The sequence below is a fragment of the Bacteroides muris (ex Afrizal et al. 2022) genome (assembly GCF_004793475.1).
GTDB lineage: Bacteria > Bacteroidota > Bacteroidia > Bacteroidales > Bacteroidaceae > Bacteroides > Bacteroides muris.
Window position 1 is genome coordinate 117871 of record NZ_SRYZ01000004.1, and the last position, 23745, is coordinate 141615.

Consider the following 23745-nt stretch of genomic DNA (forward strand, 5'->3'; position numbering starts at 1 on the left):
GTTTCGCAAGTTTTCAATTCATTGCTCTCCCCTCTCTTTCGGAGAGGGGCCGGGGGTGAGGTTACACCAGTGCAAAGTCCAACTGCTTCTTTTCCAAGTTGGCGCGTGCCACCTTGACGGTGATGGCGTCTCCCAGGCTGTATATCCGGTTTTTGCGGCGTCCGCGCAGGCAGTAGTTCTTTTCGTCGAATTCGTAATAGTCATCGTCGAGGTCGCGGATGGGAATCATGCCTTCGCACTTGTTCTCGTTCAGCTCCACGTAGAGTCCCCATTCCGTTACGCCGGAGATGACACCGTCGAAGGTCTGTCCCAGGCGTTCGGTCATGAATTCCACTTGCTTGTACTTGATGGAGGCGCGTTCCGCATTGGCGGCTATCTGCTCCATGCTGCTGCTGTGTTCGCAGAGGGCTTCGTACTTTTGTTCGGTCACGCTGCGGCCTCCTTCGTCCAGATACTTGGTAAGCAGGCGGTGTACCATCATGTCCGGAAAACGGCGGATGGGCGAGGTGAAATGCGTGTAATAATCAAAAGCCAGTCCGTAATGGCCGATGTTATGCGTGGAGTAACGCGCTTTCTGCATGGCACGGATGGATACGGTTTCAATCAGATTCTCTTCCTTTTTGCCTTGGATGTCGTCCAACAGGTGATTGATGGACTTGGACACATCCGTTTTTGTTCCGCCGGTGCGCAGTTTGTAGCCGAAACGGGCGATGAACTGTGCCAGATTGTCCAGTTTCTCCGGGTCGGGGAGGTCGTGGATACGGTAAGGCAGCACTTTGGCTTTCTTGCCTTTGGGCACACGGCCTATCTTTTCGGCTACGGTGCGGTTGGCAAGCAGCATGAACTCCTCTATCAGCTTGTTGGCGTCTTTCGACTCCTTGAAGTAGACACTGACGGGTTTGCCCTTCTCGTCGATTTCGAACTTCACCTCGTAGCGGTCGAAGTTGATGGCACCGGCCTTGAAGCGGTTCTCACGCAGAAACTTGGCAAGCTTGTCCAGCTCGAGTATTTCTTCTTTGTAATCGCCTTTCCCTGTTTCGATGACTTGCTGGGCTTCTTCGTAGGTGAAGCGGCGGTTGCTCTTGATGACGGTGTGCACTACGCGAGAGTTCTTCACTTCTCCCTTTTCCGTCATTTCGAAGATGACGGAATAGGCCAACTTCTCTTCGTCGGGGCGGAGGGAGCAGATGAAGTTGCACAACCGTTCGGGAAGCATCGGGATGGTACGGTCCACGAGGTAGACGGATGTGGCACGCTTCTCGGCTTCCTTGTCTATGATGCCGCCCTCTTTCACGTAATGGGTCACGTCGGCGATATGTACGCCCACTTCCCAAACTCCCTCTTTCAGTTTGCGGATGGAGAGGGCGTCATCGAAGTCCTTGGCATCCTTGGGGTCGATGGTGAAGGTGGTTACACTCCGGAAGTCCTCGCGTCGGGCTATTTCCTCGGCGGAGATTTCGGCGGGTATCTTGTCGGCTGCTTTTTCTACGGCGGCGGGGTAGACGTATGGCAGGCCGAATTCCGCGAGGATGGCATGCATCTCGGTGGTGTTGTCTCCGGCGCGTCCCAGGATGTCTATTACCTGGCCGATGGGATTTTTGGCTTTGTCGGGCCATTCCACTATCTTGACGATAGCCTTGTCGCCCGTCTTGCCGCCTTTCAGTTTCTCTTTGGGGATGAAGATGTCGTTGGCAAGCGTACGGTTTTCCGTTACAAGGAAAGCGTATGACTTGGCAACTTCCAGAGTACCCACGAAGGTGTCGTTGGCACGTTCCAGTATCTCGATGACTTCTCCTTCGGCTTCGCGTCCGCGACGTTTGGCACAGAAGGCGATACGCACTTTGTCATTGTTCATGGCGTGTGCCGAGTTGCGTTCGGCTATGAATATCGGTTCGCCTCCATCTTCGGGGATGAAGGAGTTCTTGCCATTGCTTTTGCGCTGGAAGGTTCCGGTCATTTCCACGCCGTGGTTGTTCAGCTTGTACTTGTGTTTGTCCACCTCTGTAATGTAGTCGTCCATCAACAGTTCGGACAAGATGTCCATACACAGCATTTTCAGCGGATGTGTGGTGAGATGAAGTTGTTCAAAGATGTATTTCAGGGATAATACTTCGTCTTGCTTTGTGTGGAAGAATTCAAGTAACACTTTGACGAGTTCTTTCTTCTTCATGCGTTTGCCGGCTTTCTTTTCTTTCTTTTTGGCCATAATGATGATAAATTAATGTGCACATTATTCTTTCTTGCAAAGTAAACAAATAAATACGTCCTTTCGTTCACTCAGACTTTAAAATATTACCATCCTATTGAAAATAATGAAGGAACGACAGATTGTAATGGATTTATGTACTATATTTGCACAAAAAGCGAAGATAGGCTGTATCTTGAACGAAAAGCAGATGGAAATGCAGACTCTGAATAAAAAAGCGGATGCCACGCGGGAAAAGGCCATTTACCGGGTGACGGTTGTGGGAAGTGTGGTAAACTTTCTCTTGCTTGTCTTCAAGTTCTTTGCAGGTATTATGGGTCACAGTGCCGCCATGCTGGCAGATGCGGTGCATTCTTTGTCGGATTTCATAACAGATATTGTTGTCATTGTTTTTGTACGCATTTCGGCGAAGCCCGAAGATGAAGGGCACGATTACGGTCATGGCAAGTACGAGACGCTGGCAACTGCCATTATCGGTATTTTACTGTTGTTTGTGGGATTTGGCATTTTCTGGAACGGGGCTTCCTCCATTTACCGTTTCCTGCAAGGCGGTTCTTTGCAGGAGCCCGCCATGCTGGCGCTGGTGGCTGCATTGGTATCCATCATTTTCAAGGAAGTGCTTTATCAATATACCGTATTCAAGGGCAGGAAGTTGAATTCGCAGGCGGTTGTTGCCAATGCCTGGCATCACCGGAGTGATGCGTTTTCGTCCATAGGCACGGCGGCGGGTATAGCTGGCGCCATTCTTCTGGGTGACCATTGGCGGGTGCTGGACCCGGTGGCGGCGATTGTTGTCAGCTTCTTCATTATGAAGGTGGCCGTGCAGTTGTTGATACCCTGTGTGGATGAACTGTTGGAGAAATCATTGCCTGCCGAGGTAGAGGATGAGATAGTAAGGATAATTCTCTCTTTTCCCGGTATCAGCTCGCCGCATCACCTTCGTACGCGCCGCATCGGCAGTTATTGTGCCATCGAGGTGCATGTGCGTATGGATGGCAGCATCTCGCTGGAGGAAGCTCACGAGATGGCAACGGCGGTGGAGAACAAGTTGAAAAGGCAGTTCGGCAAAGGAACACTGGTCAGCATCCATGTGGAGCCGGTGAAGAAGAGCAACCGGGCGACAGAGTAACACAAGGAGCGTCAAGGTGACAGACCGGATGAAAAGTAATTAGTAATTTGTAACTGAAGAAGTGGAATCGATTTTAATTACAGGAGCAAGCGGATTTATCGGAAGTTTCATCGTGGAGGAGGCGTTGAGGCGCAAGTTCGGCGTGTGGGCGGGTGTACGCTCGTCCAGCAGCCGCGAGTATCTGGGTGACCGCAGACTGCATTTCCTCGAATTGGATTTTGCGCACCCCAATGAACTGAGGGCGCAGCTTTCGGAACATAAAGGAACCTACAATAAGTTTGATTATATTGTCCATTGTGCCGGTGTAACGAAGTGTGTGGACAAGAACGAATTCGAGCTGGTGAATTACCTGCAGACCAAATGCTTCATCGATACGCTGAGGGAGCTGGACATGATTCCCAAGCAGTTTGTCTTCATCAGTACGCTGAGTGTGTTCGGCCCGGTGCGCGAGAAGACCTACGACCCGATTATGGAGAGCGACACCCCTTCGCCCAATACCGCCTACGGACTCAGTAAACTGAAAACAGAACTTTATTTGCAGAGCGTTCCGGGTTTCCCCTACGTCATCTACCGGCCGACGGGTGTATACGGGCCGCGTGAGAAGGATTATTACCTCATGGCAAAGTCCATCCGGCAACATACGGACTTTTCCGTGGGCTTCCGCCGCCAGGACTTGACGTTTGTATATGTAAAGGACATCGTGCAGGCCGTCTTCCTCGGGATAGAGAAGCGGGTGTCACGCCGCGCCTATTTCCTGGCTGACGGGAAGGTGTACAGCAGCCGTGCTTTTTCCGACTTGATAAGGAAAGAACTGGGCAATCCGTTTGTTATTCGCCTGAGATGTCCGTTAATTGTATTGAAAGTCGTATCTTTGCTCGCTGAATTCTGGGCGAAGCGGCAGAACAAGACCAGTACGCTCAATTCGGACAAGTATAGAATAATGAAACAACGCAACTGGCAGTGCGACATCACACCGGCTGTCGAGGAACTGGGCTTCAGTCCTGAGTACGATCTGGAACGGGGTGTAAATGAAACCATTGCCTGGTATAAGGATAAGGGATGGCTTTAGATTTATTTAGAAGGGTAGAAACCCGTAAGGGGCTTTTTGCGGTAGAGAAGGTTACGCTGATATACAATCTGCTGACTTCCATTCTCATTCTGTTTCTCTTTCAGGAAATGGACCATCCGGTGCAGATGCTTGCAGACCGTGCCGTCATTGCAGGCATGACCTTCCTGCTGATGTATCTTTATCGGCTGGCGCCCTGCAAGTTCTCCGCCTTTGTGCGCATAGCCATCCAGATGTCGCTGCTTTCTTATTGGTATCCCGACACCTTTGAGTTCAACCGGATATTTTCCAATCTCGACCACGTGTTCGCGTCGGTGGAGCAGTGGATGTTTGGTGGACAGCCTGCTGTATGGTTCTGTGAAAGGTTTCCGCAGATGTGGGTGAGCGAGCCGTTCAATATGGGATACTTCTTCTATTATCCGATGATTCTGCTGGTGGTGGTGTGGTATTTCCTTTATCGTTTCGACCTTTTCGAGAAGGTTTCGTTCGTCATCGTCACCGCTTTCTTCATCTATTACCTTATTTATATCTTCGTCCCCGTTGCCGGGCCGCAGTTCTACTTCCCCGCCATTGGAAGCGACCATGTGGCGCAAGGTATCTTCCCGTCCATCGGTGACTATTTCCATCACCATCAGGAACTTCTTCCCGGTCCGGGCTATGAGCATGGCTTCTTCTACAATCTGGTGGAGAGTTCCCAGCAGGTGGGTGAGCGTCCCACGGCAGCTTTTCCCAGTTCGCACGTCGGAATGTCTACGGTACTGATGATTATGGCATGGCGTGGCAGCAAGCGTCTGTTTGCCTGCCTGTTTCCTTTCTATCTGCTGCTGTGCGGGGCTACGGTCTATATCCAGGCACATTACCTGATAGACTCTATCGTGGGTTTCGTATCGGCTTTCGGCATTTATATCTTGGCTACGTGGATGTTCAAGCGATGGTTTGCGCAGCCGATGTTTAAATGACCGTTTTTTATACAAATATATCTTGGTGGCGTCATGCTTGCGCAGCGTTTTCATTTCATCCGCTGAATGAAGCTGATTCAGTCACTGACTGAATGCCTTTCACTCACTGACTGAATGCCTTTCAGTCAGTGACTCATTCTACCCCCTTATGTAAGGTGTTCTGGGAGGGGTAGGAGCAAAAACGGTCAGCAAGTAGGATGGTGGTAAAAATGTGAGACAACCGTTTAAGGTAGCAATGGCTCTATTTCCTTGAAGATGCGGTACAGTTCCTCCTTCGTCTCTGCCCGCAGCATGGCTATTCGGGTATCGCGGAAGTTGGGAATCCCTTTGAAGAGTGGGCTTGCTGCCAGGTGGCGGCGTACGTGCAGTATGCCCCGTCGCTCGTCCAGCAGGTTGACGCTGTCTTCCACTTCCTGGCGGAGTACGTTCAGCCTCCATTCGGAACTCAGCGGAGGGAGTTCTTCGCCCGTCTCCAGATAATGCTTCACTTCCTTAAAGAACCACGGGCGGCCGAAGCTGGCACGGCCTATCATGATGGCGTCCACACCGTAGAGGTCGAAGCACTCTTTGGCCCGTTGGGGAGTGGTGATATCACCGTTGCCGATGATGGGAATGTGCATGCGTGGGTTCTTTTTCACCTCGCCGATAAGAGTCCAGTCTGCCTCACCGGTATACATCTGGGCGCGGGTACGGCCGTGAATGGTGAGGGCGGCAATGCCACAGTCTTGCAACTGCTCGGCAAGGCCGACGATGATTTTACTGTTGGCATCCCAGCCCAGGCGGGTCTTTACGGTGACGGGAATCTTCACGGCATCTACCACGGCACGGGTGATTTCCAGCATCAGCGGAATGTTCTGCAGCATGCCGGCACCGGCACCCTTGCCTGCCACGCGTTTCACGGGGCAGCCGAAGTTGATGTCCAGCGTGTCCGGACGTGCCTGCTCCACGATGCGGGCGGCCTCTACCATGGTGGCGGTGTCCCGTCCGTATATTTGTATGGCCACGGGCCGTTCTTCATCGCTGATGTTCAGCTTCTGCCGGGTCTTGCCTACGGAGCGTATCAAGGCATCGGCAGAAACGAACTCGGTATATACCATGTCTGCTCCGAAGTGCTTGCACATCAGGCGGAAAGCAGGATCGGTGACATCCTCCATCGGAGCTAAAAATATGGGACGTTCGCCCAGGTCTATGTGGCCTATTTTCATGAATCGATTGAACTAAATGATTATTTCACTGCAAAAATACGGAAAAAAGCCTACCTTTGTATCATTCATTTATTTAACTAATATGGAATTATGAAAAAAGGTTTGGTTTTAATTCTGATATGTGTAGCAATGTTGTTTGCTGCCGCGCCTTCGGCTTTGGCACAAGTGCCGAGTGATGAGTATAAGGCTACATTGGAAAAAATGCTGGAACTGTCCGGCGCTATGGCGTCGGCAAAGACTATGGTGCCGCAGATGGTTTCTATGTTGAAGCAACAGTCGTCGGCATCGGCTTCTTTCTGGGACGGTTTTCAGAAGAAATGGGAAGGAAAGTTTGGCAGCAGGCTGGCAGAACTTTATGCTCCCGTTTATCAGAAATACCTCACACTGGATGATTTGAAGAAAATCGTTGCTTTCTATGAATCGCCTGTCGGAAAGAAACTGGGTGCTTCTACTCCTGCCATGATGACTGAGGGTATGCAAATAGGGCAAAAGCTGGGAATGGAGATTGCCGCTGAACTTCAACAGGAATTGCAGGCACAGGGAAAATAAGTTACTAGCTACCAGCAGCTACGAGTGCCTTTCGGAACAGAGCCCGGCCACTTGTAGCCCGTAGCTCAAAATATATGATTTATGGATTTGAAAGATTTCGAAATCATGGCACCGGTAGGCTCACGCGAATCTCTCGCAGCAGCCATACAAGCGGGTGCCGACTCCATCTATTTCGGTATCGAGAACCTGAACATGCGTGCCCGTTCGGCCAATACCTTCACTATCGACGATCTGCGGGAAATAGCCCGGACGTGCGACGAGCATGGCATGAAAAGCTACCTCACCGTCAATACCATCATATACGACCATGACATCCCGCTGATGCATACTATCGTAGATGCGGCAAAGGCGGCAGGCATCTCGGCAGTCATTGCCGCCGATGTGGCGGTGATGAGCTATGCTCGCCGGATAGGGCAGGAGGTACACCTCAGCACACAGCTCAACATCAGCAATGTGGAAGCTCTCCGCTTCTATGCGCAGTTTGCCGATGTGGTGGTGCTGGCACGCGAACTGAATCTGGAGCAGGTAGCGGAAATCTACCGCCATATCCGTGAGGAGAATATCTGCGGCCCTGGCGGGAAGCAGATACGCATAGAGATGTTCTGCCACGGTGCGCTTTGCATGGCGGTCAGCGGAAAGTGCTACCTATCGCTGCACGAAATGAACCACTCGGCCAACCGGGGGGCCTGCATGCAGGTATGCCGCCGCAGCTATACGGTGCGCGACAAGGAGACGGATGTGGAATTGGAAGTGGACAACCAATACATCATGTCGCCCAAAGACTTAAAAACTATCCACTTCATGAACAAGATGCTGGATGCGGGTGTTCGTGTATTCAAGATTGAAGGACGTGCCCGCGGTCCCGAGTATGTGCGTACGGTGGTGGAATGTTATAAAGAGGCCATCGGGGCTTATCTGGACGATACGTTTACCGATGAGAAAATTGCCCGATGGGACGAACGCCTGAAGACGGTCTTCAACCGCGGTTTCTGGGATGGCTACTACTTGGGACAACGCTTGGGCGAATGGACCAAGAACTACGGTTCTGCCGCTACGGAGCGTAAAATCTATGTGGGCAAGGGCATCCGATACTTCTCCAACATCGGTGTGGCGGAGTTTCTGGTAGAGGCGGCCGAAGTGAACGTAGGCGACAAACTGCTGATTACGGGTCCCACGACGGGTGCCGAATTCGTCACTCTGGACGAGGCGCGCGTTGATTTGAAACCCGTGCAGACCGTGAAGAAAGGAGAGCATTTCTCGATGAAATCGGTGAAAATACGTCCCAGTGACAAACTCTACAAGCTGGTTACCGTAGAAGAACTGAAGAAGTTCAAAGGATTGGATGTGGAGAAGCAACGCGGTTGACCTATAAGGAAATAATCGGAAAACCATGTATAAAAGGTGTATCATTTTAAGGCGAAAGTGTATCATTTTACGCTGATGAGACATTTTCGGGTTAAAATGATACAGCATGAAGAACATTATGGAGAAGTATATTTATGAATTGGCGATGAAGGTGCGCGACTATGAATGCGACCTGCAAGGCATCGTCAATAACGCCAATTACCAGCATTATCTGGAACATACGCGTCACGAGTTTCTTCTGTCTGCGGGTGCCAGCTTTGCTGCTTTGCACAAGCAGGGGGTAGACCCGGTGGTGGCACGCATCAGTATGGCTTTCAAGACACCTCTGAAAAGCGGTGACGAGTTTGTTTCCAAGCTTTATATGAAGAAGGAAGGCATCAAGTATGTCTTTTATCAGGACATTTTCCGTGCTTCCGACGGTAAGGTATGCCTCAAGGGGATAGTCGAAACCGTGTGTGTGGTCAATGGCCGCTTGAGCGACAGCGAACTGTTCGACCGCCTCTTTGCTCCTTATCTCAATCCGTGTGGGTCTGTGTAATCCGTGGTGAGATGAACAGTGACGAACGCATTTGCAGTATAGCCCTCACGCTTTGTCCCGGTATCGGACATATTGGGGCGAAACGTTTGATAGACGGGGTGGGGAGCGCTGTCGAAGTGTTCTTCCAGCGGGAGGAACTTCCCGAAATCATGCCCGGTGTGAATCCAGGAATAGTAGCGGCCCTTGACTGTCCTGCTGCCTTTCTGCGTGCCGAACGGGAGATGGAGTTCGTGGAGAAGAACCGCCTTTCCTGCCTGACGTTGAAGGACGGGGCTTATCCTTCCCGCTTGCGCGAATGTGAAGATGCACCGATTGTACTTTTCTTTAAAGGGAACACCGATTTCAATCGCCTGCATGTCATCAATATGGTAGGTACACGACGCGCTACCGACTACGGCAAGCAATTCTGTGCCGACTTCCTGCGCGATTTGGCCGTTCTTTGTCCCGATGCGCTGGTAGTAAGCGGGCTGGCCTATGGCATAGATATCCATGCCCATCGCGCTGCCTTGGCAAATCATCTTTCCACCGTTGCCGTTCTTGCTCACGGACTGGACCGCATCTATCCGTATGTCCACCGGAAAACAGCCATCGACATGCTGCCGCAAGGCGGTCTGCTGACCGAATTCCTTACCGGGACGAATCCGGACAAGCATAATTTCGTCAGCCGCAACCGTATTGTGGCAGGTATGAGTGATGCTACCATTGTTGTGGAGTCTGCCGCAAAGGGAGGTTCCCTTATCACTGCCGAACTGGCGGAAGGGTATCATCGCGACTGCTTTGCCGTTCCGGGCCGTATCACGGATGAATCCTCCATCGGTTGCAACCGGTTGATACGCGACAACAAGGCCGCCCTTATCCAGGATGCGGAAGAATTTGTGCGGATTATGGGCTGGGCTGTAGCGGAGCAGCCTGTCCGGATAGAAGGCATTCAGCGTAATCTCTTTCCGGAACTGACGGAAGAGGAGGAGCTTGTTGTGCGTATCCTTATGCGACAGGGAGACCTCCATATCAATGCGTTGGTGGTGGAAGCGGATATCCCCGTCAACCGGATGAGTGCCTTGCTTTTTGAACTGGAGATGAAGGGAGTGGTCAAGGCAATGGTGGGCGGGGTCTATCACTTGCTGGCTTGAGTGCGCAGCTCTTTTGCCTTATATGGACGGTTTCCCGTATCTCATATGGGCATCTTGGTGGTGGCGGCAGGCCGTTGGAAACAGCCTGCGGCAAATAGGATTATGGAAAGAAATGCGAGTACCGTTTTTTTCATCATGGGCTCGGAGAAACGTATGGGCATAAAAAAAGGAGTACCGCTGTACTCCAACCTTTGTTAACCTTAAATCTAATACTATGAAAAAAATCACGTCACAAATATAGGACTCTTTTTGTAGTCCTCCAAATTTCTGTATTCTCCTGCTACTTCTTTTGTATTTCTTTCACTGAATTTCACTGTTTCCGCACACGGATTGACTTTTTGAGAGAATATGAAGACTTACGTATGTCTATATGATATATGTCTATACGGCTCTTTTCATTTAAGGGCAATAACTCCTTCTAGCTCCCTTAAATGAAGCCTGTGTATATGTCTGGGAAGAAAATGGTTAAAAAAACTCCTCCGACGGTTTCCCGGCGGAGGAGTCTCTTGTGATATTAATCAAATATAGTGAAAGCTGGGTGATAAATCTGAGTTTGTTCAAGGGTTTATCCGAAGCACATCCTATATTATTTGCAGAAAGGCCGTATTAGTCTTTCAGCTTCGCAATGATGAAGTCGCGGTTCAAGCGGGCGATGTTGCTGATGGAAACATTCTTCGGACATTCGGCCTCGCATGCACGGGTATTCGTACAGTTACCGAAACCAAGTTCGTCCATCTTGCTCAACATAGCCTTGGCACGGCGCAATGCTTCCGGTTTGCCCTGAGGCAGCAGGTTCAACTGGCTTACCTTGGCAGAAACGAACAACATGGCAGAACCGTTCTTGCAAGCAGCTACACATGCGCCGCAACCGATACAGCTGGCAGCATCCATTGCCTCGTCAGCGATGGGCTTCGGAATAAGGATGGCGTTGGCATCCTGGGGAGCGCCGGTACGTACACTGACATAGCCGCCTGCCTGCATAATCTTGTCGTAAGCCGTACGGTCTACCATCAAGTCCTTGATAACCGGGAAACCGGCAGAACGCCACGGTTCAACAGTGATGGTATCACCATCGTTGAAGCGGCGCATATAAATCTGGCAAGTCGTAGCGCCGGTTGCAGGACCGTGGGGGTGTCCGTTGATGTAGAGCGAACACATACCGCAGATACCTTCGCGGCAGTCGTGGTCAAATACCACCGGTTCTTTACCTTCAGAAATCAGCTGTTCGTTCAGGATATCCAGCATTTCGAGGAATGAAGTATCGCCCGGAATATCTTTCATTTGGTATGTTTCAAAAGCGCCTTTTGCTTTCGGACCCTTCTGGCGCCATACCTTGAGCGTAAATGATATATTTTTATCCATTTTCTTTAGTTCTTTAAATGTTCAACTTCCCGATTAGCTCTTGTAGTTACGAGTCTGTACCTTGATTGCTTCGTAGACCAGCGGCTCTTTCAGCAATACCGGTTCCTTTTCGTCAGAACCCTGGTATTCCCAGCAAGCCACGTAGAAGAAGTTTTCATCGTCACGCTTGGCTTCGCCTTCTTCAGTCTGGTATTCTTCACGGAAGTGACCGCCACAGCTTTCGTTACGGTTCAGCGCATCGTAAGCGACCAGTTCGCCCATAGTGATGAAGTCGTACAGACGGATGGCCTTGTCGAGCTCTACATTCATGCCTTCCTTGTCGCCGGGGATGAACAGTTCTTTCTCAAATTCCTTGCGTACTTCTTTCAGTTTCTTCAGACCTTCCTTCAGGCCTTCAGCCGTACGTCCCATACCTACATATTCCCACATGATGTGGCCCAGTTCCTTGTGGATAGAGTCTACAGACTTCTTACCCTTGATGTTCATCATCCAGTCAATCTTGTCCTGAACGGCCTTTTCTGCGGCTGCAAATTCGGGCAGGTCGGTAGAGAAACGGGGAACTGTAATTTGGTCGGCCAGGTAGTTCTGGATAGTGTAAGGCAATACGAAGTAACCGTCGGCCAGACCTTGCATCAGCGCAGAAGCACCGAGTCGGTTTGCACCGTGGTCGGAGAAGTTGCATTCACCGATGGCAAACAGACCCTTGATGGAGGTCATCAGTTCATAGTCAACCCAGATACCACCCATAGTGTAGTGGATAGCCGGATAAATCATCATCGGATTGTGTTCGGGGTTCACGTCGGTGATTTCTTCGTACATGTCGAAGAGGTTGCCGTAACGTTGGCGAACCACGTCAACGCCCAGACGGTTGATGGCATCGCCGAAGTCGAGGAATACGGCAAGACCGGTATTGTTTACGCCATAACCCTTGTCGCAACGTTCTTTGGCAGCGCGGCTGGCAACGTCACGCGGAACGAGGTTGCCGAATGCCGGATAACGGCGTTCCAGATAGTAGTCGCGGTCTTCTTCAGGAATATCTTTTCCTTGCAGTGTGCCTTCCTGCAGTTTCTTGGCGTCTTCCAGCTTCTTCGGAACCCAGATACGACCGTCGTTACGCAGAGATTCGGACATCAGAGTCAGCTTGGACTGCTTGTCACCGTGAACCGGGATACAAGTGGGGTGAATCTGTACGTAAGCGGGGTTGGCAAACCAGGCACCTTTACGGTAGCAAGCCATTGCAGCAGAGCAGTTACATGCCATTGCATTGGTAGAAAGGAAGTAGGCATTGCCGTAACCACCGGTAGCGATTACCACGGCGTGGGCGGCAAAACGTTCCAATTTACCGGTAACGAGGTTCTTGGCGATGATACCGCGGGCGCGTCCGTCAATGAGGACAACGTCTTCCATTTCGTAGCGTGTGTACAGTTTTACGGTACCTACGTTCACTTGGCGGCTCAATGCAGAGTATGCACCCAGCAGCAGCTGCTGTCCGGTCTGGCCTTTAGCGTAGAAAGTACGTGATACCTGGGCACCACCGAAAGAACGGTTGTCCAGCGTACCGCCGTATTCGCGGGCGAAGGGAACACCTTGTGCAACGCATTGGTCGATAATATTGTTGGATACTTCGGCCAGACGGTAAACGTTGGCTTCGCGGGCGCGGTAGTCGCCACCCTTTACTGTATCGTAGAACAGACGGTACACAGAGTCACCGTCGTTTTGGTAATTCTTGGCAGCATTGATACCGCCCTGCGCAGCGATGGAGTGAGCACGGCGCGGAGAGTCCTGAATGCAGAAGTTGAATACTCTGAACCCCATTTCGCCCAGAGAAGCGGCAGCACTGGCACCGGCAAGTCCGGTTCCTACTACAATGATGTCCAGACGACGTTTGTTGGCAGGGTTTACTAATTTTTGGTGAGCCTTATAATTGGTCCATTTCTCAGCCACCGGTCCTTCCGGTATTTTAGAATCTATCTTAGTCATAATGCAATTTACAATTTAGTCATTTACAATTTGAATTTAGCAAGCGCCGCACAATGATTTTGCAAAGAATACGACAACTACCAGAGCGAAGCAGAGGACAACGATAGTAGAATAGATGTTGGAGATACATTTCCAACGGTTAATCCATACTTTGTTGTTCCAGCCCAAAGACTGCATGGAGCTCCAGAAACCGTGAGTGAGGTGGAACCACAATGCGCCCAGCCAAACGAGGTAAAGCACTACGAATACCGGATTGCTGAATGTGTTTTGAATGTGATGGACACCATTGGCTGCATATGCCAGCGTGAGGGTGTCGGCATGCATGCCCATGTTGTGCATCAACTCGGGAAGCTGCATTTTAGCCCAGAAGTTTACCAGGTGCAGACCCAAACCTACGATTACGATGATACCCAGTACGAGCATGTTCTGAGAAGCCCATTCCACAGTCTTGGGCTTTTCTGTAACGGCATAGCGTTCGCTACCACGTGCCTTACGGTTCTGCATAGTCAGCCAGAAAGCGTAGATGATGTGGATGATGAATAAGGCCGCCAGACCTGCCGTGGCCACCAGCGCGTACCAATTTGCTCCCAGGAACTCACAAACCATGTTGTAGCCATTAGCCGAGACTAATGCTACCAGGTTCATCGCCATGTGAAATGTCAGAAACAGGACAAGGGCGATACCGGTAACGCTCATCACCACTTTCCTTCCTACAGATGAATTACTTAACCACATAAATGATTGAATTTAAGTTATTTAATAGTTTGAAAATTTGTTCTATCAGGATACTTCTGTAAATGTCTCGCAAAAATAGGAGAAATCCAGCGATAAAGCAAGCGATTAAAGAAATAATTCCGTAATCCGGCAGAATGCGAAGTTTGTTCTCAGCGCGCGGGGTGTGTCTCCGAAAGGGTCTTTGCAGAAGTGGGCAAACTTTTCCACATTCTTCATCTTGTCGTAGTTCTGCATGACGAAATACCGGAAGTTTTATCTATTTATCCTATCTTTGCGTCAAACTAATATGAAGGACTTATGAAGAAGGCTGTTTTTTTTGTATTTTTTATGTGCCTTGTTGTATCCGGTCTTTCGGCACAGAATTGGGATATCAACACCTTGCATCGGGTTAACAGTTGGGATGGTAAGTTTGTCCGTAACTATAATAAGCTGATTTCGCGTTCGGAGCCATACATCGCTGTCGGTGTTCCGGTGGCGATGGCCGTTGCCGCCTGGATAAAACATGACAAAGGCTTGCTGAAGGATGCGGTTTATGTGGGCACAAGCGTGGCCGGAGCTTTTGTTGTGACATACGGAATGAAGCATCTGGTGGGTCGTGAGCGCCCGTACGACAAATATCCCGACAGAGTGCATGCATATAGCCGTGAAGGCAGCCCGTCTTTCCCTTCCGGACATACGGCGACGGCTTTCGCCCTTGCCACTTCTCTCAGTGTAAAGTACCCTAAATGGTACGTGATAGCTCCGTCTGCCTTGTGGGCGTGTTCCGTGGGAGTTTCCCGCATGAATGAAGGGGTGCACTATCCGTCGGACGTGCTGGCGGGGGCGGCGATTGGCGCGGGATGCGCCGTAGTCAACGTCTACGTTAACCGCTGGCTGAATAAATGGCTGTTTGCAGACTGATACGGGAGGGTTTGACAGACACTTGTGCCTGTCAAACGGGTATATTGCTATCGTATGATGGTGCTGTAGATGTCTTCGTTCAACACCTTTAAGGCTTGCTGCACGCTGTTGTTCGTGGTGTTCATCACCCGGAAGTATTCGTTCATGTCCCATAGGTCGCGGGCTATTAGGGCTTTGAGCTGTGTCTTGATAAGCGGCAGGGATTGGCTGTACTGCTTCTCGTCGAACTTGATTTTTTCCTTTTCTGCCAGGGTGCGTATCTCCGTCAGGAAGTTGTCGTCTATCTCGAACTTTCCGTCGAAGGTTTCGAACTTCTTGTATTTTCCCTGCAACTCTTTCCGGTGCTTCTCTATGTAGCTCGTAGTGGCTTTGATAACCACCCCTTTGGCCACAAGATTGCGGTGATAGTCTGTGTACTGGGTGGTGTCGATGGGCACGAAGAAGTCGGGCATGATGCCTCCGCCTCCGTAGACGGTACGTCCCATACGCTTGGTCTGCGCCTTCAGGGAGTCGGCAAAGTGGATGCTGTCCGCATGAATCATTTCTCCGTGGTTGAAGCGGTCTATCAGTTCCTGGTTGTATTTCTTCTGGCTGTTTTCGCCGGTCGGACGGCTGTCGAGGTTGGCGGTGCTGTCGTAAGGCTTCTGAATGCAGCGGCCCGAGGGAGTATAGTAGCGGGCTATGGTCAGGCGAATCATGGAACCGTCCGGCAGGTCGATGGGACGCTGCACAAGTCCCTTGCCGAATGTACGGCGTCCTACTACCACACCTCTGTCCCAGTCCTGGATGGCTCCGGTCACGATTTCGCTGGCAGAAGCGGAGTACTCGTCCACCAATACGATGAGGCGGCCGTTCCTGAAGTTGCCCGTACCCTTGGCAAAGAAGTCGCTGCGGCGTGCGGCTCTTCCTTCGGTGTAGACGATGAGTTCCTTTTGTTTCAGAAACTCGTTGGCAAGGTCGATGGCGGCATTCAGATATCCTCCTCCGTTTCCTTGCAGGTCGAGGATAAGGTCTTTCATTCCCTTCTTCTGCAGTATTTTCAAGGCCTTTGCAAACTCTTCGGCGGTGGTGGCTCCAAAGCGGTTGATGCGTATATAGCCGGTTTGGGGCTGTATCATGTAAGAGGCGTCCAGACTGAGAATGGGAATTTTGTCACGCTTCACGGTGAAGTATAATGCATCGTCCACGCCACGGCGCACGACGGTCAGTTTCACCTCCGAGTCTTTCGGTCCGCGCAGGCGGCTCATGATGTCTTCCGTGCTCATTTTTACTCCGGCAATGGCGCTGTCATTGACGGCTACGATACGGTCGCCGGCAAGGATACCCACCTTCTCGGAGGGGCCGTTGCTGACGGGTTGTATCACGAGCAGCGTATCTTCCATCATCTGGAATTGTACGCCGATACCCTCGAAATTGCCTTGCAACGGTTCGTTCATCTTTTTCACTTCTTCGGCATTGTTGTAGGTGGAGTGCGGGTCGAGCTGCGCCAGCATCTTGATGATGGCTTCTTCCACCAGCTTGTCTTCATCCACCTTGTCCACATAAAGGTTGGTGATGGCAAACTCTGCCATTTGCAGTTTGCGCAGGGCTTCATTATTGTTCGGCTTTTGCGCTTGCACCGTCACTGCGCATATACATATTATAATTGTAAATAGTTTCTTCATCATTTCCATTTTGGTTCTTAATCCCTAATCCTTGATTTCCATTCCTTCGGGTATGAACATACTGATGTCCTTTCCGTATTGCAGCAGTTCGCGCACGATGGTGGAACTGACACAGGTAAGTTCCGGCTCGGTGAAGAGCAGGATGGTTTCTATGCCGGTCAGCTTGCGGTTGATGTCGGCAATGGTTTCCTCGTATTCAAAATCCTTCACGGTGCGTATGCCGCGTATGATCAGGCCGGCGTCTACCTGCCGGGCAAAGTCGATGGTCAGGCAATCGTATGACTGCACGATGATGCGCGGCTCGTTCCGGTAGTAGTCCCGTATCATCTGCTCGCGCTTTTCCAGGGGGAAATACGTGTTCTTGTTTTCGTTGATGCCTATGCCTATGACGATTTCGTCGATGAAGGTCAGCGCACGGCTCACTACCGAAGAGTGTCCGATAGTAAACGGGTCGAATGTTCCCGGAAAGATAGCTCTTCTCATGATGCCAAATCTTCTTCTATAACCAAGTTGTTGATAATAAAGTTTTGCCGTTCCATGGTATTCTTGCCCATGTAGAACTCCAGCAGCTCTTTTACGAGGTCGGTCTTGCGCAGCGACACTTGCTCCAGACGCATGTCCTTGCCGATGAAGTGGCGGAACTCGTCGGGCGAGATTTCTCCCAGACCTTTGAACCGTGTGATTTCGGGATTGGGTCCCAGCTCGTCAATGGCTTTCACACGTTCCTCCTCGGTGTAGCAATAGCTTGTCTTCTTCTTGTTGCGCACGCGGAAGAGCGGGGTTTGCAGGATGTATACATGTCCCTTCTTTATCAGGTCGGGGAAGAACTGCAGGAAGAAGGTGATAATCAGCAGGCGGATGTGCATGCCGTCCACATCGGCATCGGTGGCTACGATGACTTTATTGTAGCGCAGCGTCTCTATGCCGTCTTCTATATTCAAGGCCGCCTGGAGCAGGTTGAATTCTTCGTTTTCATAAACCACTTTCTTGGTAAGTCCGTAGGAGTTTAGCGGCTTGCCGCGCAGGCTGAATACCGCCTGTGTATTCACGTCGCGGCTCTTGGTGATGGAGCCGCTGGCCGAGTCTCCCTCGGTGATGAAGATACACGATTCGGCCTCCTGGTCTTTGCCTTTGCCGTCACTCAGGTGGTAGCGGCAGTCGCGCAGCTTGCGGTTGTGCAGGTTGGCTTTCTTGGCACGTTCACGTGCCAGCTTGGTGACACCGGCAATGGCTTTGCGCTCTTTCTCGGAGTCTTGTATCTTTTGCAGCATCACTTCGGAGACGAGCGGGTTCTTGTGAAGGTAGTTGTCCACTTCCGTCTTGATGAAGTCTCCCACGTATTTGTTTACTGTGGGGCCGGCGGGTTTGCCTTCCTGCGGCACGGCGGGCCACATGTTGTTGCTTCCCAGTTTCGTTTTGGTCTGGCTCTCGAACATGGGTTCCTCCACGTCGATGGCGATGGCGGCTACCAGGCCGTTGCGTATGTCGGCATACTCCTGGTTCTTGTTGTAGAACTCCTTGATGGTACGGGCAATGTGCTCTTTCAGGGCAGTCTGGTGTGTACCGCCTTGGGTGGTGTGCTGTCCGTTGACAAAGGAGTAGTACTCTTCGCCGTATTGGCTGGTGTGCGTGAAGGCTATCTCGATGTCTTCTCCTTTCAGGTGTATGATGTCGTAAAGGCCTTCGCTGGTCATGTTGTCTTTCAGCAAGTCCTCCAGTCCGTGGCGGGAAACGATGCGCTGTCCGTTGTAAATAAAGGTAAGCCCCGTATTCAGGTAGGTGTAGTTGCGCAGCAGCGTTTCTACAAACTGGTTCTGGAAGGAATAGTTGTAGAAGAGCGTGTTGTCCGGCTCAAAGAAGATATAAGTTCCGTTTTCTTCCGTCGAATCCTCGGTTGCGTCGCTCAACAGCGTTCCTCTTTCAAAGATGGCGGTGCGTACCTTGCCGTCGCGGTAGCTGCGTACCTCGAAACGGTTGCTCAGCGCATTGACCGCCTTGATACCCACACCGTTCAGCCCGACGCTTTTCTTGAAAGCCTTGCTGTCGTACTTTCCTCCGGTGTTCAGCTTGCTGACCGCCTCTATCAGCTTGCCTTGCGGAATGCCTCGGCCGTAGTCGCGCACGCTGACGCGCAGATTGTCTTCTATAGTCACTTCTATGCGTTTTCCGGCACCCATCTTGAACTCGTCGATGCTGTTGTCCATCACTTCTTTCAGCAACACATAGATGCCGTCATCGTTCTGTGAGCCGTCGCCCAGGCGACCGATGTACATACCGGAACGGACACGGATATGCTCCATGTCGTCCAGGTGGCGGATGTTGTCGTCGGTATATGATACTGTTGGTTCGCTGAATTGCAGACTACCATTGATATTCAGTTCTTCTTCCATGGAATTTTGATTGTTAGGGATACTTGGTCATTTGTCTTTCTGCCTTAAGTTCTTTTCCGTTTTCTTGGTATATGCCTCGCCTTTGGGCAAAAGATATTCAAATAGAACGGTGTCATCTACTATTTGGACATGAAATATAAAGAACGCCCGATAACTGCCTATGCGGATATGGTAACAGCTTTTCGGCTGATTTTATAAATGATTTGGAGAAGGAGGCTTTCATATTCCAAGCCATTTACGGAACTGCTCCTGTTCTTCTTCGCTTGCCGGAGAGAGTCCCTCCGGATCGGTTTTTATCAATTGCTGATAGGTGGCGGAGTCGTCAATGTCTTCCACATCTTTGGCTATCAGGTTTTCGATATATTTCTTCAGATTCATTCCATTGGCAGCTGCTTTTATGGAAAGATATTTGAATACATTCTCGGGTATATCAATCACTTTTCTTTTCTTGGGCATTATTGTGGCTTCCATATCTCTTCTTTTTGTTTCTTCGCAAATATATAATTTATATATGATATATACAAAAGGAAGGTCTTGTGTTTATTGAAAGTTCACATACTCCAAAGGACTATGCCATCTGCGGTTATCCTATCTCCTTCACGAAGCATCTTCTCCTCTTGTGCTGTTCCGTCCTGAAGTACTCCCATTGTGCCTGTACCTTGCCGTTCAGCTCCAGCTCCGGGTTGCTTTCGGCATACTCGAATCCAAGTTGCTGATAGACGGGGATAAGGTCGGAGAACAGCAGTGCATTGACGCCCTTGTTCTGGTATTCCGGTTTTACGGCAACCAGCAGCAGGTCGAGCATTTTGGGATATTTCTTCAAGAAGATGGTCTTGGCCAGGTGATACCAACCCATAGGAAGCAGGCGCCCGTGGGCTTTTTGCAACGCTTCGGCGAGTGACGGCATGGAAATGCCTACGGCAAGCAGCTGGTCATCGGCATCGGTAATCAATGTCACCATGCGTAGGTCGAGGATGGGCAGGTACATCTTGACGTATTGGTCAATCTGCCGTTGGCTCAGTGCAGAATAGCCATAGAGTGGCTGATAGGCTTCGTTCATCAGTTCGAAGATGGCCTGGCCGTAGTCTTGGGCAATCTTCTTGGCAGATGTGTATTTCTTTACCTTGAGGTTATACTTGTGCTGGATGAGGTCGGAGATGCGCTTGTGCTTGTCGGGTATGGCGTCGGGAATGTAGATTTTGTACTCCACCCAATCGGCGTCCTTCTCGAAGCCCATGCGTTCCAGGTGCTGCGGGTAGTAGGGATAGTTATAAATGGTGGCCATGGTGCCCAGTTGGTCGAATCCCTCGACAAGCATGCCTTCGGCATCGAAGTCGGTGAATCCCAGCGGGCCTTGTATATACGTCATTCCCCGTTCTTTTCCCCATTCTTCCACGGTGCGTATCAGGGCATCGGATACTTCCGCATCGTCGATGAAGTCTATCCACCCGAAGCGTACTTCCTTCTTGTTCCAGGTTTGGTTTGCCTTGTGGTTGATGATGGCAGCTACACGTCCTACGATTTTACCTTCCCGATAGGCCAGAAAATAGTCGGCTTCACAGAATTCGAATGCAGCGTTTTTCTTCTTGTTGAAGGTATTGAGCATGTCGTCGAAAAGGTCGGGGACGGAATAAGGGTTGTTTTTGTATAGCAGGTAGTTGAAGCGGATAAAGCGCTCCAGTTCCCGTCGTGTGGTTACTTTCTTGATTGTAATTGCCATAATTGTTCAATATTGGGTTCGCAAAGGTAATGCAAACTGAGAGCAGAACAAAATAAGCTTGCTTATTTTTTATGCCCTGTGTCAGAGGTTGCATATCAGTACAGCCATGTAGGCCGCGTAGCAGAGCATCAGAATGCTTCCTTCGATTCGGGTAATGGTGCGTTTCCCGAAGAACAAGCCGAACAGCCAGAGCAGGATGCCCGCCCCCACGAGTACCCACAAATCGAGATTGGTGATGCCCGTCAGACGCATTGGGGTGATGGAAGCCGAACAGCCCAGCACGAAGAATATGTTGAAGAGATTGCTTCCGATGGCGTTCCCGATGGCTATTTCGGGGTTTTTCTTCAGGGCGGCTACGATGGAGGTGGCAAGTTCGGGCAGTGATGTGCCGCCTGCCACGAGCGTAAGGCCTATGACGGATTCGCTGACGCCCAATCCGCGGGCTATGCCGCCGGCGCCGTCTACAAAGAAATTGCCCCCGATGATGAGTCCGGCAAGTCCGCCGAGAATGTATAGGGCAGACTTCCACACCGGCAGCAGCCTGATTTCATCCTCTTCCTGCAGGGGCTCCTTTTCGGGGTTCGTTGTGTCTCCGTCCCTTTTTGCGATGGCAAAGGTGTAACTCAAGAAAATGGCAAAGAAGCACAGCAGCAGCAGTCCGTCGGCAATGCCGAGCATGTTTTCCTCACTGCCGTCCAGAAAGACGTCGTTGGCGCAAATCAGCAGGGCGACGGACGAAAGTATACAAAGGGGGATTTCGCGTTTCAGCGTATTACGGGTGATGACTATCGGAGCGAAAAGGGCCGTACAGCCCACAATCATCAAGGTATTGAATATGTTGCTTCCCACCACATTGCCGATGGCGATGTCTGCGCTGCCTTTCAGGGCGGAGGATATGCTGACGGTGAGTTCCGGTGCGGAAGTGCCGAAGGCGACAATGGTAAGCCCGATGACGATGGACGGTATGCGGAAACGTTTGGCAACGGATGCGGCGCCGTCTGTCAGCCCATTGGCGCCCAGAAGAATGAGGAGCAGTCCTCCGACAAGAAGCAATATATCCATAGGTGTGTTGATTTTGGGTGCAAAGATAGTGCAAACTGAATGCAGAACTGCCATGTTTGCAAAGAAAAGTTATGTCGATTAGGGTAGGAAGTTAAAAACATTCCGTATGTTTGAAGCATTTATTGAGTATGTTTGCATAATTAAAGAATCAAATAAAGAAGTTTATATATGAAAGTAATCCGTGCTTTCTGTCTCTGTTGGCTGTTGATGCTGGCAGGAGGAGTGTCAGCTCAGCTGGTAGATAAAGTGCTCAGTGTTTTGGATGAAGACAGTGTGAATACTGTTACAGTAGTAAAGGCCGACTCCGATTCGATTCAATTGTCGCTCATCAGGCAGGAATTGGAAGCAGCCCGGCTGAACGAAGCGGATCTGCGGATGGAAATGGAACAGATGAAGCTGGCGGGCTATGCGGCCGATTCGGTGAAGTTGGCATTGCAGAAACAACGCATTGATTCGTTGCGGACGGTGACGCCTGGTATTCCGGTGGTGGAGAAGGACACTTTGTTCTATCTGTATGCCAAGCGTGGAGGGCATACGCCTCAACAGCGGGCCAAAGATGTAAGTAACGTCATCGAAGCATTGGGTACGCGTTTCAATCTGCGTCCGGACTCTGTTTATTTAGAGAGTACGGATATTGTTACAGACTTGATGTATGGCGAAAAGGTCATCATTTCCTTTCAGAAAACTCAAACTACGCATTCAGAAGCTGAAGGATACCAAGCTGAAACCGATCTCTATTCAGGATTATGAATTGCTGGATACGCAGAAGCAGGTCAACCTGCTGGTGTTTGTTGCCAACCTGGTGCGTTATGTAGTCATGCTGTTGCAGCTGCTGCTGACGGTTCCGTTATTATTCTCCATTTTCCCTCAGACCAAGAGCCTGGCTTATACATTATTCTCCTACATCTGGAATCCTATAAAGGTCATCTTGAATGGAATAGCCGACTATATACCCAATCTGTTCACTATCTTTGTGATATGCTATGCGGTGAAGTACCTGGTCAGACTGGTGCGTTATCTTGCCAATGAGGTGCAGGCTGAACGGCTGAAGATAAACGGCTTCTATCCGGATTGGGCCATTCCTACCTATCATATTGTGCGCTTCTTGCTTTATGCGTTTATGATTGCCATGATTTACCCTTATCTGCCGGGTTCCAAGTCGGGAGTCTTCCAGGGAATCTCCGTGTTTGTCGGCTTGATTGTTTCGCTCGGTTCCAGTACGGTTATCGGCAATATCATTGCAGGACTGGTCATAACCTACATGCGGCCTTTCAAGCTGGGTGACCGCATCAAGCTGAATGACACTACTGGCAACATCATTGAGAAAACACCGCTCGTCACCCGCATCCGTACTCCGAAGAATGAGGTGGTGACCATTCCGAACTCTTTCATCATGTCTTCCCATACGGTCAATTACAGCCAGTCTGCCCGTGAATATGGATTGATTATCCATTCGGAGGTCAGTATTGGCTACGATGTTCCGTGGCGGAAGACACATCAGCTGTTGATAGAGGCTGCATTGAATACTCCTGGAGTGATAGATGATCCCCGTCCGTTTGTATTGGAGACTTCCCTTCAGGATTATTATCCGGTTTATCAAGTGAATGCCTATATCAGGGATGCCAACAGCCTTAGCCAGATTTACTCTGATTTGCATCAGAATATCCAGGATGCCTTCAACGAAGCAGGCATCGAAATCATGTCTCCTCACTACATAGCTACGCGTGACGGCAGTGAGACGACCATACCCAAGGATGACTTACGGGAGAAAAAGCAGTAAGGGAG

Annotated in this window: 19 protein-coding genes and 1 pseudogene; 9 read left to right on the plus strand and 11 right to left on the minus strand. The window is 50.5% G+C overall.

Going from position 1 to position 23745, the window contains the following annotated elements:
• Positions 1 to 61: 61 nt before the first annotated feature.
• The gene (gene rnr, locus E5355_RS03400) at positions 62 to 2206 is read right to left on the minus strand and encodes a ribonuclease R (RefSeq protein WP_136009185.1); all 2145 of its coding nucleotides are present in this window, start codon (positions 2204 to 2206) and stop codon (positions 62 to 64) included.
• 190 nt (positions 2207 to 2396) lie between these two features.
• Between rnr and E5355_RS03405 the strand changes: the two genes are divergently transcribed.
• The 3 genes from E5355_RS03405 to E5355_RS03415 all read left to right on the plus strand — a co-directional run bounded on the left by E5355_RS03405 (position 2397) and on the right by E5355_RS03415 (position 5360).
• Complete coding sequence (locus E5355_RS03405; protein WP_136009220.1) at positions 2397 to 3335, plus strand: cation diffusion facilitator family transporter; 939 nt, start codon at positions 2397 to 2399, stop codon at positions 3333 to 3335.
• A 61-nt stretch (positions 3336 to 3396) separates the two neighbouring features.
• Positions 3397 to 4404 (plus strand): NAD-dependent epimerase/dehydratase family protein, encoded by a 1008-nt coding sequence (locus tag E5355_RS03410; RefSeq protein WP_136009186.1) that lies wholly within the window; start codon positions 3397 to 3399, stop codon positions 4402 to 4404.
• On the plus strand, positions 4395 to 5360 hold the full coding sequence (locus E5355_RS03415) for a phosphatase PAP2 family protein (protein ID WP_136009187.1): 966 nt from the start codon (positions 4395 to 4397) through the stop codon (positions 5358 to 5360). The genes E5355_RS03410 and E5355_RS03415 overlap by 10 nt, the downstream gene beginning before the upstream one ends.
• A 224-nt stretch (positions 5361 to 5584) precedes the next feature.
• Here the strand turns inward: E5355_RS03415 and dusB are convergent, their stop codons facing one another.
• A complete protein-coding gene (gene dusB, locus E5355_RS03420) occupies positions 5585 to 6565 on the minus strand; it encodes a tRNA dihydrouridine synthase DusB (RefSeq protein WP_136009188.1) in 981 nt (326 codons plus the stop codon).
• 90 nt (positions 6566 to 6655) lie between these two features.
• On the opposite strand from dusB, the gene E5355_RS03425 reads away from it, so the two are divergent.
• The 4 genes from E5355_RS03425 to dprA all read left to right on the plus strand — a co-directional run bounded on the left by E5355_RS03425 (position 6656) and on the right by dprA (position 10147).
• The gene (locus E5355_RS03425; RefSeq protein WP_136009189.1) at positions 6656 to 7114 is read left to right on the plus strand and encodes a DUF2059 domain-containing protein; all 459 of its coding nucleotides are present in this window, start codon (positions 6656 to 6658) and stop codon (positions 7112 to 7114) included.
• An 81-nt stretch (positions 7115 to 7195) separates the two neighbouring features.
• Positions 7196 to 8479: a peptidase U32 family protein gene (locus tag E5355_RS03430; protein ID WP_136009190.1), complete on the plus strand. Its 1284-nt coding sequence runs from the start codon at positions 7196 to 7198 to the stop codon at positions 8477 to 8479.
• Between the two features lie 118 nt (positions 8480 to 8597).
• Positions 8598 to 9017, plus strand: coding sequence for an acyl-CoA thioesterase (locus tag E5355_RS03435; protein ID WP_136009221.1), 420 nt, complete (start codon positions 8598 to 8600; stop codon positions 9015 to 9017).
• Between the two features lie 11 nt (positions 9018 to 9028).
• Positions 9029 to 10147, plus strand: a complete 1119-nt coding sequence (gene dprA / locus E5355_RS03440) for a DNA-processing protein DprA (RefSeq protein ID WP_136009191.1) — start codon at positions 9029 to 9031, stop codon at positions 10145 to 10147.
• Between the two features lie 606 nt (positions 10148 to 10753).
• Here the strand turns inward: dprA and E5355_RS03450 are convergent.
• Genes E5355_RS03450 through E5355_RS03460 form a run of 3 tightly spaced genes read right to left on the minus strand, consistent with a single transcriptional unit; the run spans position 10754 to position 14224 of the window.
• Complete coding sequence (locus E5355_RS03450; RefSeq protein WP_005830925.1) at positions 10754 to 11509, minus strand: succinate dehydrogenase/fumarate reductase iron-sulfur subunit; 756 nt, start codon at positions 11507 to 11509, stop codon at positions 10754 to 10756.
• Positions 11510 to 11542: 33 nt separating this feature from the next.
• Positions 11543 to 13489: a fumarate reductase/succinate dehydrogenase flavoprotein subunit gene (locus E5355_RS03455; protein WP_136009192.1), complete on the minus strand. Its 1947-nt coding sequence runs from the start codon at positions 13487 to 13489 to the stop codon at positions 11543 to 11545.
• A gap of 36 nt (positions 13490 to 13525) precedes the next feature.
• The gene (locus E5355_RS03460) at positions 13526 to 14224 is read right to left on the minus strand and encodes a succinate dehydrogenase/fumarate reductase cytochrome b subunit (protein WP_136009193.1); all 699 of its coding nucleotides are present in this window, start codon (positions 14222 to 14224) and stop codon (positions 13526 to 13528) included.
• Positions 14225 to 14521: 297 nt separating this feature from the next.
• Between E5355_RS03460 and E5355_RS03465 the strand changes: the two genes are divergently transcribed.
• A complete protein-coding gene (locus tag E5355_RS03465) occupies positions 14522 to 15124 on the plus strand; it encodes a phosphatase PAP2 family protein (RefSeq protein WP_136009194.1) in 603 nt (200 codons plus the stop codon).
• Positions 15125 to 15171: 47 nt separating this feature from the next.
• On the opposite strand, the gene E5355_RS03470 is transcribed toward E5355_RS03465, so the two are convergent.
• The 6 genes from E5355_RS03470 to E5355_RS03495 form a co-directional block, all read right to left on the minus strand.
• Positions 15172 to 16788 (minus strand): S41 family peptidase, encoded by a 1617-nt coding sequence (locus tag E5355_RS03470; protein ID WP_136009222.1) that lies wholly within the window; start codon positions 16786 to 16788, stop codon positions 15172 to 15174.
• A 24-nt stretch (positions 16789 to 16812) separates the two neighbouring features.
• Positions 16813 to 17271: a pantetheine-phosphate adenylyltransferase gene (gene coaD / locus E5355_RS03475; RefSeq protein ID WP_136009195.1), complete on the minus strand. Its 459-nt coding sequence runs from the start codon at positions 17269 to 17271 to the stop codon at positions 16813 to 16815.
• Positions 17268 to 19178 (minus strand): DNA topoisomerase IV subunit B, encoded by a 1911-nt coding sequence (locus E5355_RS03480; RefSeq protein ID WP_136009196.1) that lies wholly within the window; start codon positions 19176 to 19178, stop codon positions 17268 to 17270. Before E5355_RS03480 ends, coaD begins: the two co-directional genes overlap by 4 nt.
• Positions 19179 to 19397: 219 nt before the next feature.
• A complete protein-coding gene (locus E5355_RS03485) occupies positions 19398 to 19649 on the minus strand; it encodes a hypothetical protein (protein ID WP_136009197.1) in 252 nt (83 codons plus the stop codon).
• Between the two features lie 112 nt (positions 19650 to 19761).
• Complete coding sequence (locus E5355_RS03490) at positions 19762 to 20898, minus strand: N-acetyltransferase (RefSeq protein ID WP_136009198.1); 1137 nt, start codon at positions 20896 to 20898, stop codon at positions 19762 to 19764.
• An 81-nt stretch (positions 20899 to 20979) separates the two neighbouring features.
• Positions 20980 to 21960, minus strand: coding sequence for a calcium/sodium antiporter (locus E5355_RS03495; protein WP_016272294.1), 981 nt, complete (start codon positions 21958 to 21960; stop codon positions 20980 to 20982).
• Between the two features lie 168 nt (positions 21961 to 22128).
• Here E5355_RS03495 and E5355_RS03500 point away from each other — a divergent pair.
• Positions 22129 to 23740 (plus strand): annotated as a pseudogene (locus E5355_RS03500) (mechanosensitive ion channel family protein).
• The last annotated feature ends 5 nt before the right edge of the window (positions 23741 to 23745 follow it).

What these genes read in the sequence shown, in the direction of transcription:
- rnr (WP_136009185.1), bottom strand. Translation starts at nt 2,206, where the DNA reads ATGGCCAAAAAGAAAGAAAAGAAAGCCGGCAAACGCATGAAGAAGAAA.
- E5355_RS03405 (WP_136009220.1), top strand. Translation starts at nt 2,397, where the DNA reads ATGGAAATGCAGACTCTGAATAAAAAAGCGGATGCCACGCGGGAAAAG.
- E5355_RS03415 (WP_136009187.1), top strand. Translation starts at nt 4,395, where the DNA reads ATGGCTTTAGATTTATTTAGAAGGGTAGAAACCCGTAAGGGGCTTTTT.
- dusB (WP_136009188.1), bottom strand. Translation starts at nt 6,565, where the DNA reads ATGAAAATAGGCCACATAGACCTGGGCGAACGTCCCATATTTTTAGCT.
- E5355_RS03425 (WP_136009189.1), top strand. Translation starts at nt 6,656, where the DNA reads ATGAAAAAAGGTTTGGTTTTAATTCTGATATGTGTAGCAATGTTGTTT.
- E5355_RS03430 (WP_136009190.1), top strand. Translation starts at nt 7,196, where the DNA reads ATGGATTTGAAAGATTTCGAAATCATGGCACCGGTAGGCTCACGCGAA.
- E5355_RS03435 (WP_136009221.1), top strand. Translation starts at nt 8,598, where the DNA reads ATGGAGAAGTATATTTATGAATTGGCGATGAAGGTGCGCGACTATGAA.
- dprA (WP_136009191.1), top strand. Translation starts at nt 9,029, where the DNA reads ATGAACAGTGACGAACGCATTTGCAGTATAGCCCTCACGCTTTGTCCC.
- E5355_RS03450 (WP_005830925.1), bottom strand. Translation starts at nt 11,509, where the DNA reads ATGGATAAAAATATATCATTTACGCTCAAGGTATGGCGCCAGAAGGGT.
- E5355_RS03455 (WP_136009192.1), bottom strand. Translation starts at nt 13,489, where the DNA reads ATGACTAAGATAGATTCTAAAATACCGGAAGGACCGGTGGCTGAGAAA.
- E5355_RS03460 (WP_136009193.1), bottom strand. Translation starts at nt 14,224, where the DNA reads ATGTGGTTAAGTAATTCATCTGTAGGAAGGAAAGTGGTGATGAGCGTT.
- E5355_RS03465 (WP_136009194.1), top strand. Translation starts at nt 14,522, where the DNA reads ATGAAGAAGGCTGTTTTTTTTGTATTTTTTATGTGCCTTGTTGTATCC.
- E5355_RS03470 (WP_136009222.1), bottom strand. Translation starts at nt 16,788, where the DNA reads ATGAAGAAACTATTTACAATTATAATATGTATATGCGCAGTGACGGTG.
- coaD (WP_136009195.1), bottom strand. Translation starts at nt 17,271, where the DNA reads ATGAGAAGAGCTATCTTTCCGGGAACATTCGACCCGTTTACTATCGGA.
- E5355_RS03480 (WP_136009196.1), bottom strand. Translation starts at nt 19,178, where the DNA reads ATGGAAGAAGAACTGAATATCAATGGTAGTCTGCAATTCAGCGAACCA.
- E5355_RS03485 (WP_136009197.1), bottom strand. Translation starts at nt 19,649, where the DNA reads ATGGAAGCCACAATAATGCCCAAGAAAAGAAAAGTGATTGATATACCC.
- E5355_RS03490 (WP_136009198.1), bottom strand. Translation starts at nt 20,898, where the DNA reads ATGGCAATTACAATCAAGAAAGTAACCACACGACGGGAACTGGAGCGC.
- E5355_RS03495 (WP_016272294.1), bottom strand. Translation starts at nt 21,960, where the DNA reads ATGGATATATTGCTTCTTGTCGGAGGACTGCTCCTCATTCTTCTGGGC.